Below are 12755 nucleotides of genomic sequence, written 5' to 3' on the forward strand. Positions count from 1 at the left end.
GCACGCATTCCGTCCTCTGAATGCGGGGTGTCAGGCGGCGAAGTGCTCCAGCAACAAGACCTGCGCCTCGCCGACGGCGAAACCCAGGACGGCACCGGTCGCGATCAGGATCCATTCGTCCTGCTGGAAAGCCGGCCGCAGCAGACCCTCGAACTCGCGCGGCGACAGCTCCTTCATCTTCGTCACCAGCACGTTCCGGATGTCCATCGCGTCGGTCGCGTAGTCCTCGATGTACCGCATGGTCTCCGGCAGTTTGTCCATGATCTTCTCGGCGATGTTCAGCTTCATGTCCTGATATCGCTTGCTGCCGACCGCGAACACCACGAGCGGTTTCCCGACGCCGACGCGGCGCCCGAGCTGTTCGTCGAGCTGGCGCTGGATCAGCCCGAGCACGCGGTCAGACAGCGGGCCGCGCAGCACCGCTTCGATCACGTTGTGCGGGGTGATGATCTCCTGCGCGATCAGCGCGCCGTACGCCTCCGCGACCTCACCGCGCCGTTTCAGGAACAGGCCCTGCCAGCGCACGCCGAAGTACCGGCGTTCCTCGATCGGGTAGAAGATCATCCGCAGCGCGAGCCAGTCGGTGAACCAGCCGGTGAAGAGCCCGAACAGCGGCATGATCAGCGGGAACTTGAACAGCACCCACGCCACCATCTGGATGATCCCGATGAGCCCGCCGAAGAAGATGCCGGAGCGGGCGATGAACTTGAACTCCTTGTCGCCCGCCTCCTGGAAGATCCGGTTCAGCAGCCGTTTGTCCTTGACCAGTGCGGTGACCACCATGCCCTTGAGGTCGAACACACTGTCCACATCGGACTTGATCAGCTCCAGGACGGCCGCGACCATCCGCGGCGTCTCGGCCTGGACACGCTGGATCACCAGCCGCTGCATGCCCACCGGCAGGGATTCCCAAAGCCCCGGCTGGTAGTGGGCGGCGACGGCGCGCACGATGTCCTCGACGGCCGCCTGGAGCGGTTTTTCGATCTCCTTGGCGATTCTCTGCGGATCGAGCCGGGCGACGACCTCCGCCGGTTTGATCAGCTGCTCGGTCATCGTGTCGCAGGCGATGCTCGCCATCCGGGCGGCACGTTTGGGCACGATGCCCTGCCAGCCGAGGAAGGGTTTGACACCGACGAACTCGACCGGCTGGAACATCATCCGGATCGCGACGAGTTTGGTGGTGTAGCCGATCAGGGCGGCGACGATCGGGATGGAGACGTAGATCGGCCAGTGCTCGCCGAAATCGGCGAGGATCCCGTCGAGGAACGCACCCATGCCGAAGTCAGCCGGCGCTCGGGTCGCAGGCCTGCCAGAACTGGGCGCCGAGGCGGGAAATATGGACCGTGCGCTTCACGAACTTCGCCCGTTTGACCGACTTCTCCGCCTCGCGGACGGTCTCGTCGGTCAACAGGATCTCGTACTGCGTCTCCAGCGCGGGCACCTCTTCGTCCAGCTCGACCAGGCCGAGCCCGATCAGCCTGGTGAGGTAGCCGGGCACCTGGTCCGGCAGCGACACCCCGGCGGCCTTGCCGACGGTGGAGGCGTTGCGGAGCACGAACCGCCCGGCCGCACCGAGGCTGGTCCGCTCGGCGACGTCGACGGCCGGGAACGGCGAGCCGTCGGAGAGCGCGGAGAGGATACGGGCCTCGTCCGGCGTGAGCTGCCGCAGGATGATCGCGTAGAGGTACTCGCGGGCCCGCTCGCGGCCGAAGCCGATGGAGTGGTTCAGGAGCTCCGCCATCGCGGCGCGGAGCGGTTCGAGCTGAGCGCGGGTGTGCACAAGGGTGACGGTCGCCTCGACCGGCCGCGAACCGTTGGTGTCGGGGCGGTTCATCGCGGACGCGGCGGTGAGCGCGGCGTGGTACGGGTCGTCGACCTCGTCGAGGCGGCGGCGCAGCTCCGAAAGCAGCTGCCGCTCGCCCTGTTTGACGATCTGTTCGGCGATCTCGACGCCGGGGAGTTTGCGGGTGAACTCGAAGCCCGTGCGCGCGGCCCAGCCCGCCAGCTGTCCCGCTCGTTTGGCGAAAGCGGCCAGGTCTTCACCGGCGGGTCGATCGTTGCTCACGGGCACTCCCCTCGCGTTCGCGCTGATGCTACCTGCGAGTAGGCCGAATGGCCGAAAATGTGATGGACCTGGGTGTTTGGATGGTGACCATGAGCTTCACGCGCTGGGGTCCGCCGATCGACGTCCTCCCGCTGTTCGCACGGGAGGAGCAAGCCCTGCTCGACGTGCTGACGGGACTCGACGCGGATCAGTGGGCCGCGCCGACGGTGTGCACGGGCTGGACGGTGCACGATCTGGCCGCCCACATCCTCGGCGACAAACTCGGCAGGCTGTCCCGCGACCGTGACGACTACCGGACGACGGCACCGCGCGAGGGCGAACGCTTCGGCGACTTCATCGACCGGATCAACGACGAATGGGTCGTCGCGTGCCGCCGGCTGTCCCCCGAGGTGCTGTTCGCGATGCTGGTGGACAGCACCTCGCAGATCGCCCAGATGTTCGGTCGCGCCGACCTCGACGCCCTCGGCGAACCGGTGAGCTGGGCCGGGGACGAACCCGCGCCGGTCTGGCTCGACGTCGCCCGCGAGTACACCGAGTTCTGGGTGCACCAGCAGCAGATCCGCGAGGCCGTGGGCGCGCGGATGCTGGACGAGGCGGAGTTCCGCGGCCCGGTGGTCGACACCTTCATGCGGGCGATGCCGCACACCCTGCGTGACATCGACGCCCGGGTCGGCAGGCAGGTCGCCTACACCGTCACCGGTCAGGGTGGCGGGAAGTGGACGGCGCGGCGGAGCGCCGACGGCTGGGAACTCGACCGGGCCGCGCCGACGTCACGCGCGCCGCTGGCCTCGGTGACGACGGACGCGGACACCTTCTGGCGGCTGTGCACCCGGAATCCGGCGGACCGCGGCCGGGTCACCGCCGAGGGTGACGAAAACGTTTGCGCCGCCCTGCTCGGGATGACGTCGATCATCACATCGAGTAACGGCTGACCTTCTCCGGCCGGATGACGAGCCGCACGAGATCGAGGCTCTGGATCCCGGCGAGCTCGCCCGCGTGGGCGGGGTCGTCGAGGTCCCAGTAACGCGCGCCGAGTCGTGCGGCCAGTTCGTGCGCCCCGTCGGGCTCGACCGTGGCGCCGCCGGAGACGGAGACCCAGCGCTCGCGTTCGCCCACCGGCGCGGCCACGATGATCGACGCGCGGGGGTCGTCCTTCAGCCGCCGCACTTTGGGTGACTCGCGAGGCGTGAAGAGCTGGATCGTGCCGTCGTCGGCGGCCTCGAACCACACCGGCCGGACCGGGCCGTCGGCCACGGCCAGGAACCCGTGCAGCGGCCTGCGGAGGAATTCGAGGTCGTCAGAAGTCAGCATGAGCTCGATTCAACACGGTGGATTCGGACGATCCCATAGGTGAAAGACCGGATCGCCTGTGTATTCGTCTAACCTCGGCCGGGTGGACGTGTTCAGTGACCTGATCCGCGGGGTGCGCTCCCACGGTTCGTTGTTCGGCAGTTCGACCCTGTCCCCGCCATGGAATCTGCACTTCGTGGACGGCGCGCCGCTGACCCTGTGCGCGGTGCTCACCGGCGCGGGCTGGATCGTCCCGGAGGACGGCCCGCCCGAGCCGCTTCGCGCGGGCGAGTCGGTCATCGTGCGCGGCCCCGCGACGTTCGCCTTCGTCGACGCGGTCGGCACCCCGGCCGAGCCGATCGCGTGCGGCGAGGACTGCGCGACGCCCGAGCAGGGCGGGACCCGGCACCGGCTGGGCTGGGTCGACGACCCGGGCGGCGAGACGACTCTGATCGTCGGCGCGTACCCGGTGCGCGGCGAGATCGGCCGCCCGCTGCTGGACGCGCTGCCCGTCGTGCTGCGCGTGGACTCCGGGGGCGCTGGCGACCCCGTGCTGGAGCACCTCGCCGCGGAGGTCGCCGTCGACGCGCCGGGGCAGCAGGTGGTTCTCGACCGGCTGCTGGACTGGCTGCTGGTCTGCTCCCTGCGCGAGTGGTTCGAGCGGCCGGGCGGCGAGCCCCCGGCTTGGTGGGCGGCGCAGCGGGATCCCGTGGTCGGCGACGCCCTGCGTTTGCTGCACGCGGAACCGGCGGCACCGTGGACCGTCGGCACGCTGGCCGGGCGGACCGGGGTGTCGCGGTCGACGCTGGCCAAACGGTTCGCCGACCTGGTCGGCGAACCGCCGCTGACCTACCTCACCCGCTGGCGGATGACCCTCGCGGCGGATCTACTCGCCGGTCCGGAGCCCGCGACCATCTCCGACATCGCCCGCACCGTCGGCTATTCCGACGCGTTCGGGTTCAGCGCTGCGTTCAAACGCGTGCGGGGCGTCAACCCGAGCGAGTTCCGGCGCGGGGTCCCTCAGCGCAGCTGATGCCGCGACTTCTTGGCCTGCTTGCGCAACTGCAGGATCCGGGCCCCGCCGACGAGCGCGACCAGCGCGCCACCGGCGATCACGGAGAACAGCATCGCGACCGCCAGCGGCATGCTTCCGGACATGCCCAGGAAGTGCACGGTGGCCGTGTCCTGGTTCTGCAGGATGAACACGAGCAGGAACACCAGCACGATCAACGCCACGATGACGGCGATCCAGGTGCCGCTCACCCGCGTCCGTTTGAGCTTCGGGCCGGCCTCGAATTTACCGCTGTGGCGTGCGCCGCCCGCGGTGTCGGACGGCGTGACGGGAACCTGGGCGGCGCCCTCCTCCGGCTGCGTCATGCTGGACAGTGTCCGCCGAAGCGGGCTTGATCGCGCTCTCAAGCGTCCGAACGGGTGACCTCGTCCGCCGCGCGCAGCACGCGCAAGGTGTTCTTCCCTGCCAGCTTCGCGCAGTCCTCTTCGCTCCAGCCGCGTTCCAGAAGGGCCGCGAAGAGCACCGGGTACTTGGAGACGTCTTCGAGGCCTTCGGGCAGCGTCGCGACTCCGTCGTAGTCGCCGCCGAGTCCGATGTGGTCGACTCCGGCCACTTCGCGCGCGTGCTCGATGTGCGCGACGACGTCGTCGATGCCCGCCTTCGGCTTCTCGGGGCCGCCTCGTTCGGCGGTGAACTTCGTGCGCTGGTCGATGTTGCGGTAGTCCTTGCCGGCGGCTTCCATGTCCTGGCGCAGCCGGTCGTCCCACTCGGCGACCTTCGGCGAGATGAAGCCCGGCACGAACGTCACCATCGCGACGCCGTCCTTGGCCGCCAACGTCTCCAGGACGTCGTCGGGGATGTTGCGGGGATGGTCGTTGACCGCGGTGCAGGAGGAGTGGCTGAAGATCACCGGCGCGGAGCTGACCTCCAGCGCGGCCCGCATCGTGCTCGGCGCGACGTGCGAGAGGTCGACGAGCATGCCGATCTTGTTCATCTCGCGGACGACGTCGCGGCCGAATTCGGTCAGCCCGCCGTGCTCGGGTTCGTCGGTGCCGGAGTCGGCCCAGGTGGTGTTGTAGTTGTGCGTCAGCGTCATGTAGCGGACGCCGAGGCGACGCAGGATCCTCAGCACGCCAAGGGATTCGGCGATGCTGTGGCCGCCCTCGGCGCCGAGCAGCGACGCGATCCTGCCGTTGCGGAAAGCGCTTTCCGCCTCGTCGGCCGTGTCCACGAGGGTCAGGCGATCGGGGTAGCGTTCGGCCATCTGGTGCACGATCTCGATCTGTTCGAGCACCGCCGTCACCGCGCTGTGGCCCTCGAACTGGCAGGGCACGTAGACGGACCAGAACTGCATCCCGAGCCTGCCTTCGGCGAGCTTCGGGAAGTCGGTGTGCAGGTGCGGCTGACGGATCGTGAGATCCGTGCCGGCCACGGCCTCGACCGGATCCGGCCCGGTCGTGACCCGCAGCTCCCATGGCAGATCGTTGTGCCCGTCCGCGAGGAGGACCCTGTCGAGCAGGGCCTGGGCGCGGACGAGGTCCCCGTTAGTCATCGGCCGATGCTACGTTCGCGTGCTTTGCTCTCCCCGCCATGGGTTGAGCCACCCCGCGGCCGCTACCAAACCGTTGCCGGTGACCTGGTGCCCGCCGGGATGCCGGTGGGCGACGACGTCCGCGCCGCGCTCGCGCAGGTCACGGACGAGCGTGTCCGCCGAAGCCAGCGGCGCCATCGGATCGTGCTCGCCGTTCGACAGGAAGACCCTGGTCCCGGACAGGTCATTCGGCGGCGGGCCGGGCACAGGAGACATCGCCGCGAACAGCGCCGCCTCCTTGACGGCGTCCGGGCGCAGCAGGGACACCGCGGCGGCGATGTTGGCGCCGTTGGAGAACCCGATGGCGACCAGCCGCCGGTCACCGAGGCCGTACTCCGCCCGCGAGGCGAGCACGAAATCGGCCAGCTGGTTCGCGCGGAAGACGACGTCCTCGTGGTCGAAAACGCCTTCCGCCAGCCTGCGGAACCATCGCGCCGCACCGTGTTCCGACACCGGCCCGGCGGGCGCGAGCAGCGCCGACGCGGGGCTCAGCTGCCTGGCGAGCGGCACGAGATCGTCCGGGCCGCCGCCGGTGCCGTGCAGGAGCAGCAGCACCGGCTCGTCGTCCGCCCCTTCGACGTACTTGTGCTCCAAGGTGCTCATCGCGGGTTGTTCTCGCTCGGCAGGTCCAGCTTCGGCAGCATGGCCTCGATGTCCTCGCGTTTGGGCTCCAGCCACGGCGGCAGCTTCAGCGCGCGGCCGAGCTCCAGCAGCGGCTCGTCGATCGCGAAACCGGGTTCGTCGGTGGCGACCTCGAGCAGCGTGCCGCCCGGCTCGCGGAAGTAGATCGAGCGGAAGTACTGACGGTCCAAAATGGACGTCACGTTCACGCCGTCGTCGATCAGCTCGTCGCGCCAGGCGGCCTGGGTGTCCTCGTCCGGCGCGCGCCAGGCGACGTGGTGCACGGTGCCCGCCGCCACCAGCCCGCGCGGGGCGTCCGGTGTGACGAGGACGTCGACGAGCGCACCGGGGCCGCCCTCACCGGCGGAGAACCGCAGGCGGTTGCCGTCCTGGTGGACGAAGGTCAGGCCGAGGCCGTCGGTCAGCATCCCGGCGGTCGCGTCCTCTTTGGACACCGAGAGCGTGACGGAGTGCAGCCCGCGGATCGCGTGCTCGGCGGGGACCAGTTTCGTGTCCCACGGGTCACGCGGGTCGCCCTGCGGATGCGCGACGAGCGCGAGTTCGAGGCCGTCCGGGTCGAGGAAGGTGAGCGTCTCCTCGCCGTCGGCGTTGCGGACCTGGCTGGTCTCGACGCGGTTCTCGGCGAGGTGCTGCTTCCACCAGCCGAGGGAGGACTCCGGCACGGAGAACGACGTGGTGGTCGCCTGGCCGGTGCCGTGACGGCCCTTCGGCGCGTCCCGCCACGGGAAGAACGTCATGAGCGAGCCGGGCTTGCCGGACTCGTCGCCGTAGTAGAGGTGGTACGTGCCGGGGTCGTCGAAGTTCACGGTGGTCTTCACCAGCCGCAGGCCGAGTGCCCGGGTGTAGAAGTCCGCGTTGCGCTGGGGGTCGCCACCGATGGCGGTGACGTGGTGCAGGCCCGAAGTCTTGATCGACATGGTGCCCCTCCTCTGGGAGCCGGTGAACTCAAGCTAGCCCGATAACCTCTCGCGCGCAAGATATATTCCAGGAAGAGTTCTTGGTGTACCCTCGCTCGCGTGACAGTGGCGAAACCGGAGGAACCGGACGACGACGAAGTGGTCACGTGGTGGGGCCTGGTGATCGAGGGCTACCTGGCCACCCAGAACAAGCTGATGGGCGAGATCGCCGAACGGTTCGGCCTCGCGCCGGCGTCGTTCGACATCCTGCTGCGGCTCGTGCGGTCGCCGGAGCACCGGATGCCGATGACGCGGCTGGCCGTCGAGGCTGCGCTGTCGAGCGGCGGGTTCACCAAGGTCGCGGACCGGCTGGTCGCCGCGGACCTGATCTGCCGCGTGCCCAGCCCGGACGACCGCCGGGTCACGTTCGCGGCGCTCACCGACCACGGTCTCGACGTCGCCGAGAAGGCGAGGGAAGCGTGTGCCGAGATCCTGCGGCGCATCGTCCTGACCCCGCTCGGGGACGGCGCGCACGACCTGGCCGAGGCCATGCGGACGCTGCGCACCGTCAACGGCGCTTGACACCTACCGCGTTCAAAGGACCAAATGCGGCGGGGCGGGGGTCTGGACCTCGTACATGTCCCGCACCAGTTCCCGGATGACGTTGCGGCGGATCTTCCCGGTCGCCGTCTTCGGCAGTTCGCCCAGCTCGACGATGCTTCGCGGCCGTTTGAACGACGCCAGCCCGGCCCGGCAGAACTCGATCAGCTCGTCCGCGTCCAGCCTGCCGCCGGGCACGCCGACCACGCACGCGACCGGTTTCTCGATACCGTCGGCGTCGAAGGCGGCCACCACCGCGACCTCGGCGACCGCCGGATGTTGCAGCAGCCTGTCCTCGACCTCGGCGGGCGACACCCAGATCCCGCCCGGTTTCAGCATGTCGTTGAAGCGGCCGAGACAGGTGTAGCTCCCGTCGGCGTTGCGCACGAAGCTGTCGCCGGTCCGCAGCCATTCACCCTGGAAGACGTGCTTCGTCGTCTCGTACCGCGCCCAGTACCCCGTCGCGATCGACGGCCCGGCGACGAACAGTTCACCGGGCTGCCCGTCCGGCACCGGCCCGCCCTGTTCGTCGCGCAGCGCGATCTCGTAGCCGGGCACCGGCACCCCGGTGCTGCCGGGACGGACCTGCCGCGGCCGGTTGGTCAGGAAGATGTGCAACGCCTCGGTCGAGCCGATCCCGTCCAGGATCTCGACGCCGAAGCGGTCGCGGAACCGTTCGTACAGCACGGCCGGCAGCGGCTCGCCCGCCGAAACCGCTTGGCGCACCGAGGAGAACGTGTCGTCGGGGATGTCGCTGGCGAGCAGCGCGGCGTAGAACGTCGGGACGGCGAAGAACAACGTCGGCCGCTCCGCGCGGACCCTGGCGGCGATCAGCCCCGGGGTCGGCCGCGCCGGTTCGAGCAGGGTCGTCCCGCCCGCCGCGAGCGGGAAGAACGCCGAATTCCCCAAGCCGTAAGCGAAGAACAGCTTCGGGACGGACAGGAACCGGTCGTTCGGCCCGATGTCCAGCACGCCGCGCGCATACGTTTCACAGACCGCGCGGATGCTCGCGTGCCGGTGCATCGCGCCCTTCGGCTTGCCCGTCGTTCCCGACGTGTACAGCCAGAGCGCGGGCGAATCCTCCCAGGTCTGCGCCGGCCGGAAACCGGCTTCGTCCACTGTGGACAGATCGCTCCACTCGTGCGCGCGGACCCCGGGCGGCAGTTCCGCCACCTTGGCCCTGTCCAGCACGACGTCGGTGACCTCCGGCGCCAGCCCCAGCGCGACCGTCGCCTGCGCGGCGAACTCGCCCGAAACACACAGCACCCTCGCCCGCGAATCGGCGAGCAGCTTGCCGAGGTCCAGCCCGGTGACCATGGTGGACACCGGCACCGCGACCGCTCCGGCCAGCATCGCGCCGAGGATCCCGGTGAGCAGCTCGACGTCGTCGACCATGCAGAACAGGACCCGTTCCTCCGGGCGGACGCCGATCGCCTTCAGCCCCGCCGCGACCCGGCGGCTTTCGGCCGTCAGCTCCGCGTACGTGAGGCTCCGCCGCGGGGAAACGACGGCGTCCTTCGCCCCGTGCCCTTCCGCCAGATGCCGGTCGAGCAGGTAGCTCGCCGCGTTGAACCCGGTAGCAGCAGCGGTCACGGGCGCACCTCTATCGCTCAGCTCAGGTAAACGTATTCGTAGTCGAACGGTTTCCCATTGATGCCCTGGCGTGGCGGCGCCACCCAGCTCGCGATCTTTCCTCGCTCGTACACCGGGTGCATCAGCGATCGGACGAAGGACAGGTCTTCGGGAGTGGGCAGCCACTTGCGTTTGCCGGCCAGCCAGGTCCGCTCGTCGACAACGGTGCCGTCGGGCGTCACATGGTGGCCGGAGTTTATGCCGACTTCGCGATTGAATCCAGGGTGCGGGAGGACGAATCGGAAGTCGACGCCCGCCTCCTCCAGGATCTTGTTCCAGCGGTTGACGCCGGTCTGGCAGTCGGCGCGGTACTCCTCGCGCAGGTCGAGGTTCAGCAGCAGGATGGCCGCGAGTTCCTCGGTCTCCCAGGTGCCGTCGGCCCTGGGCCGGGACAGCGATCCGGCGGCGTCGGTGAGCTTGTGGTCGTCCTTGCGGCGGGCCTCCTGCCAGCGGCCCTTCAGCCCGGCGGTGTAGTAGTTCGCCGCGTTGGTCGACGTCTCGCCGCCGAACAGGTCGAGCGAGACGGTGTAGTGGAAGTTGAGGTAACGCTGGATGACGTCCAGCGGGATCCCGCCGTGCCCGGCGATGTCGAAGGTGTCGTGCTCGCGGATCAGTTCGGCACTGCGGGTGACCACCCGGTCGACCCCCGTGGTGCCGACGAACATGTGGTGCGCCTCTTCCTTGAGCATGAATTCACAAGTGCGGGAAAGCGGGTCGAAGCCGCTTTCCTTGAGGGTGCCGAGCTGGTATTTGCCATCGCGATCGGTGAAATAGGTGAACATGTAGAACGCGAGCCAATCCGCGGTCTCCTCGTTGAAGGCGCCGAGGATCCGGGGCGCGTCCGGGCTTCCGGAGTTCCGGAGCAGCAGTCCTTCCGCTTCGTCCCGGCCTTCGCGGCCGAAGTAGGCGTGCAGCAGATACACCATCGCCCACAGATGGCGGCCTTCTTCGACGTTGACCTGGAAGAGGTTCCGCAGGTCGTAGAGGCTCGGCGCGGTGAGGCCGAGCAGTTTCTGCTGCTCGACGGACGCGGGTTCGGTGTCGCCCTGGATCACGATGAGCCGTTGCAGGTCGGCGCGGTATTCGCCGGGCACCTGCTGCCAGGCGGGCTCGCCCTTGTGCTCGCCGAAGCCGATCACCCGGTCCGGATCCGGCTCGGCGAGGAAGATCCCCCACCGGTAGTCGGGCACGTCGACGTGGTCGAAATGCGCCCAGCCGTCCCGGCCGACGCTGACCGCGGTGCGCAGGTAGACCCCTTGCGTCCGCAGCGCGGGGCCCATTTCGCCCCACCAGTCCAGGAATTTCGGCTGCCAGCCCTCCAGCGCCCGCTGGAGGCGCCGATCGCCGGAGAGGTCGACGTTGTTGGGGATCTTGGCGTCGTAATCGATCTTGGTGGGCATGAGCTGTTCAAACCCGCTTCCTGTCGAAGACGGCCTTCTGACCGGTACCGTAGCGACGCAGCGCCCCCTCGGGGCCCGATGCGTTCGGACGAGTGAAGATCCAGTTCTGCCAGGCGGCGAGCCTGCCGAAGATCTTGCTTTCCAGTGTCTCGGGACCGACGAACCGGTGGTTCGCCTCCATTCCGGTCAAGGCGTCCGGGCTGAGCGAAGCCCGTCCTTCCAGCGCGATCCGGATCTCGTCCTCCCAGTCGAGGTCGTCCGGAGCGTCGGTGACCAGGCCGAGTCCGTTCGCCTCGGCGGGGCTCAGCGGTTTGCCGCGGACCTCCGCGAGCCCCGTGACCTGGTCCGGGTCGCCGAAGAAGCGGGATTCGAGGCGCGTCAAGCCGTTGCCCATCGGGAAGCGGCCGAAGTTGGCCTCGGACAACGTGATCGACGCACGTTCTTCACTGTCTTCGTCGTCGATCGGCGGACCGTCCAAGATGTACTGCCGGTCCGCGGCGAGCGCGAGTTCCAGCAGGAGCCCGGCATAGCAGCTGCCAGGCTCGATGAGCGCGATCAGGCTGCGGCTGGTGACGTCCAGCCGCTTCAGCGTCCGCTTGAAATAGTGGACGATTTCGTTGCTCAGACAGTCTTTCGCGTCGAACACGGCGCGTTCGTGTTCGACGACCTTCGCCGGATCGCCTTCGGTGCGGAGCACCCACGTGCCGAGCTCGGGTTCGTTGGTGCGCAGGCGGAGGATCGCGTCGTCCAGTTCACGGGTGACGTCCAGCAGCCAGCCGTCGTCGTCCTCCGGCCCCTTGACGGTGATCGTCGCCTCGGACTTGCCGCGGGCGATGTCGACATAGCGATGCGTCAGTGGCTTCAGTTCGACGCCTTCGCCGTCGAGCCGCTCACTCGTCCGCGCGAACTCCTTCGCCCTGGCCAGCACCGCTTCGCGGAAACCCTGCCGCGGCACGAGTTCGTCGACGAGCCGCCAGTCGACCGCGGTCCGCCCCTTCACCCCGTCGGGGCGGGTGGCGAAGACGTCGGCGAGGTCCCGCCGCACGCCGCGTTTGTCCACCACCCTGGTGAGCCCACCGGTGCCGGGGAGGACCCCGAGGAGCGGCACCTCCGGCAGCGCGACGGTCGAGGAGTTGTCGTCGACCAGCAGGATCTTTTCGCAGGCGAGCGCGATCTCGTAGCCGCCGCCGGCGCAGGTGCCGTTGACCGCCGCGACGTAGATCTGCCCGGAATGCGCGGTGGCGTCCTCCATGGCGTTGCGGGTCTCATTGGTGAACTTGCAGAAGTTCACCTTCCACTCGTGCGACGACGAGGCCAGCATGCGGATGTTCGCGCCGGCACAGAAGACGTTGTCCTTCGCGCTGGTCACGACGACCACACGGACCTCGGGATGTTCGAACCGCAGCCGCTGCGTCGCGTCGTACAACTCGATGTCGACGCCGAGGTCGTACGAGTTGAGCTTGAGCTCGTAACCCGGTACGAGCCCGCCGTCCGCGTCGACGTCGAGTTCGAGCCACGCGATGTCGCCGTCGGTGGACAGGTTCCAGTGCCGGTAGCCGCTGGGATGACGTTCGAACGTCACCGGTGTGGTCCGCGTCACCCTTCCGATTGTCTACACGGTACTGAT

General features: G+C 68.8%; 13 protein-coding genes. 3 read left to right on the forward strand and 10 right to left on the reverse strand.

Annotated features, from left to right (window positions below):
- Window positions 1–30 precede the first annotated feature (30 nt).
- Both ACZ1DY_RS39925 and ACZ1DY_RS39930 read right to left on the reverse strand, forming a co-directional pair.
- The gene (locus tag ACZ1DY_RS39925) at window positions 31–1275 is read right to left on the reverse strand and encodes a DUF445 domain-containing protein (protein ID WP_465482722.1); all 1245 of its coding nucleotides are present in this window, start codon (window positions 1273–1275) and stop codon (window positions 31–33) included.
- A 7-nt stretch (window positions 1276–1282) separates the two neighbouring features.
- A complete protein-coding gene (locus ACZ1DY_RS39930) occupies window positions 1283–2065 on the reverse strand; it encodes an Abi-alpha family protein (RefSeq protein WP_126730302.1) in 783 nt (260 codons plus the stop codon).
- Window positions 2066–2145: 80 nt separating this feature from the next.
- Here ACZ1DY_RS39930 and ACZ1DY_RS39935 point away from each other — a divergent pair, with 80 nt between their 5' ends.
- A complete protein-coding gene (locus tag ACZ1DY_RS39935; protein ID WP_257483996.1) occupies window positions 2146–2997 on the forward strand; it encodes a maleylpyruvate isomerase family mycothiol-dependent enzyme in 852 nt (283 codons plus the stop codon).
- Here ACZ1DY_RS39935 and ACZ1DY_RS39940 read toward each other — a convergent pair.
- Window positions 2978–3376 carry a pyridoxamine 5'-phosphate oxidase family protein gene (locus tag ACZ1DY_RS39940; RefSeq protein ID WP_257483995.1) on the reverse strand — a complete coding sequence of 133 codons (399 nt, stop codon included), beginning with the start codon at window positions 3374–3376 and terminating at the stop codon, window positions 2978–2980. The two genes, ACZ1DY_RS39935 and ACZ1DY_RS39940, sit on opposite strands and share 20 nt — an antisense overlap.
- Window positions 3377–3458: 82 nt before the next feature.
- On the opposite strand from ACZ1DY_RS39940, the gene ACZ1DY_RS39945 reads away from it, so the two are divergent.
- Window positions 3459–4388, forward strand: coding sequence for an AraC family transcriptional regulator (locus tag ACZ1DY_RS39945; protein ID WP_257483994.1), 930 nt, complete (start codon window positions 3459–3461; stop codon window positions 4386–4388).
- On the opposite strand, the gene ACZ1DY_RS39950 is transcribed toward ACZ1DY_RS39945, so the two are convergent.
- From ACZ1DY_RS39950 to ACZ1DY_RS39965, 4 genes are read right to left on the reverse strand one after another with little or no spacing between them, the layout of a single operon-like run.
- Complete coding sequence (locus tag ACZ1DY_RS39950) at window positions 4376–4732, reverse strand: LapA family protein (protein ID WP_126730297.1); 357 nt, start codon at window positions 4730–4732, stop codon at window positions 4376–4378. The two genes, ACZ1DY_RS39945 and ACZ1DY_RS39950, sit on opposite strands and share 13 nt — an antisense overlap.
- 38 nt (window positions 4733–4770) lie before the next feature.
- Window positions 4771–5919 carry a dipeptidase gene (locus tag ACZ1DY_RS39955; RefSeq protein ID WP_465482723.1) on the reverse strand — a complete coding sequence of 383 codons (1149 nt, stop codon included), beginning with the start codon at window positions 5917–5919 and terminating at the stop codon, window positions 4771–4773.
- 9 nt (window positions 5920–5928) lie between these two features.
- Complete coding sequence (locus ACZ1DY_RS39960) at window positions 5929–6561, reverse strand: alpha/beta hydrolase (RefSeq protein ID WP_126730294.1); 633 nt, start codon at window positions 6559–6561, stop codon at window positions 5929–5931.
- Window positions 6558–7517 (reverse strand): ring-cleaving dioxygenase, encoded by a 960-nt coding sequence (locus ACZ1DY_RS39965; protein WP_465482724.1) that lies wholly within the window; start codon window positions 7515–7517, stop codon window positions 6558–6560. Before ACZ1DY_RS39965 ends, ACZ1DY_RS39960 begins: the two co-directional genes overlap by 4 nt.
- Before the next feature lie 99 nt (window positions 7518–7616).
- Between ACZ1DY_RS39965 and ACZ1DY_RS39970 the strand changes: the two genes are divergently transcribed.
- Complete coding sequence (locus tag ACZ1DY_RS39970) at window positions 7617–8078, forward strand: MarR family winged helix-turn-helix transcriptional regulator (RefSeq protein WP_185926966.1); 462 nt, start codon at window positions 7617–7619, stop codon at window positions 8076–8078.
- Window positions 8079–8090: 12 nt separating this feature from the next.
- On the opposite strand, the gene ACZ1DY_RS39975 is transcribed toward ACZ1DY_RS39970, so the two are convergent.
- From ACZ1DY_RS39975 to boxC, 3 genes are read right to left on the reverse strand one after another with little or no spacing between them, the layout of a single operon-like run.
- The gene (locus tag ACZ1DY_RS39975; RefSeq protein ID WP_465482725.1) at window positions 8091–9689 is read right to left on the reverse strand and encodes a benzoate-CoA ligase family protein; all 1599 of its coding nucleotides are present in this window, start codon (window positions 9687–9689) and stop codon (window positions 8091–8093) included.
- Between the two features lie 17 nt (window positions 9690–9706).
- Window positions 9707–11128, reverse strand: a complete 1422-nt coding sequence (gene boxB / locus ACZ1DY_RS39980; protein WP_257483990.1) for a benzoyl-CoA 2,3-epoxidase subunit BoxB — start codon at window positions 11126–11128, stop codon at window positions 9707–9709.
- Window positions 11129–11135: 7 nt separating this feature from the next.
- A complete protein-coding gene (gene boxC / locus ACZ1DY_RS39985) occupies window positions 11136–12728 on the reverse strand; it encodes a 2,3-epoxybenzoyl-CoA dihydrolase (RefSeq protein ID WP_465482726.1) in 1593 nt (530 codons plus the stop codon).
- Window positions 12729–12755: the final 27 nt, after the last annotated feature.

Source organism: Amycolatopsis sp. PSD-21, assembly GCF_055561455.1.

Excerpts from the sequence above, each read along its gene's own strand:
- ACZ1DY_RS39925 (WP_465482722.1), bottom strand. The coding sequence starts at position 1,275 with ATGGGTGCGTTCCTCGACGGGATCCTCGCCGATTTCGGCGAGCACTGG.
- ACZ1DY_RS39935 (WP_257483996.1), top strand. The coding sequence starts at position 2,146 with ATGGTGACCATGAGCTTCACGCGCTGGGGTCCGCCGATCGACGTCCTC.
- ACZ1DY_RS39940 (WP_257483995.1), bottom strand. The coding sequence starts at position 3,376 with ATGCTGACTTCTGACGACCTCGAATTCCTCCGCAGGCCGCTGCACGGG.
- ACZ1DY_RS39950 (WP_126730297.1), bottom strand. The coding sequence starts at position 4,732 with ATGACGCAGCCGGAGGAGGGCGCCGCCCAGGTTCCCGTCACGCCGTCC.
- ACZ1DY_RS39955 (WP_465482723.1), bottom strand. The coding sequence starts at position 5,919 with ATGACTAACGGGGACCTCGTCCGCGCCCAGGCCCTGCTCGACAGGGTC.
- ACZ1DY_RS39960 (WP_126730294.1), bottom strand. The coding sequence starts at position 6,561 with ATGAGCACCTTGGAGCACAAGTACGTCGAAGGGGCGGACGACGAGCCG.
- ACZ1DY_RS39965 (WP_465482724.1), bottom strand. The coding sequence starts at position 7,517 with ATGTCGATCAAGACTTCGGGCCTGCACCACGTCACCGCCATCGGTGGC.
- boxB (WP_257483990.1), bottom strand. The coding sequence starts at position 11,128 with ATGCCCACCAAGATCGATTACGACGCCAAGATCCCCAACAACGTCGAC.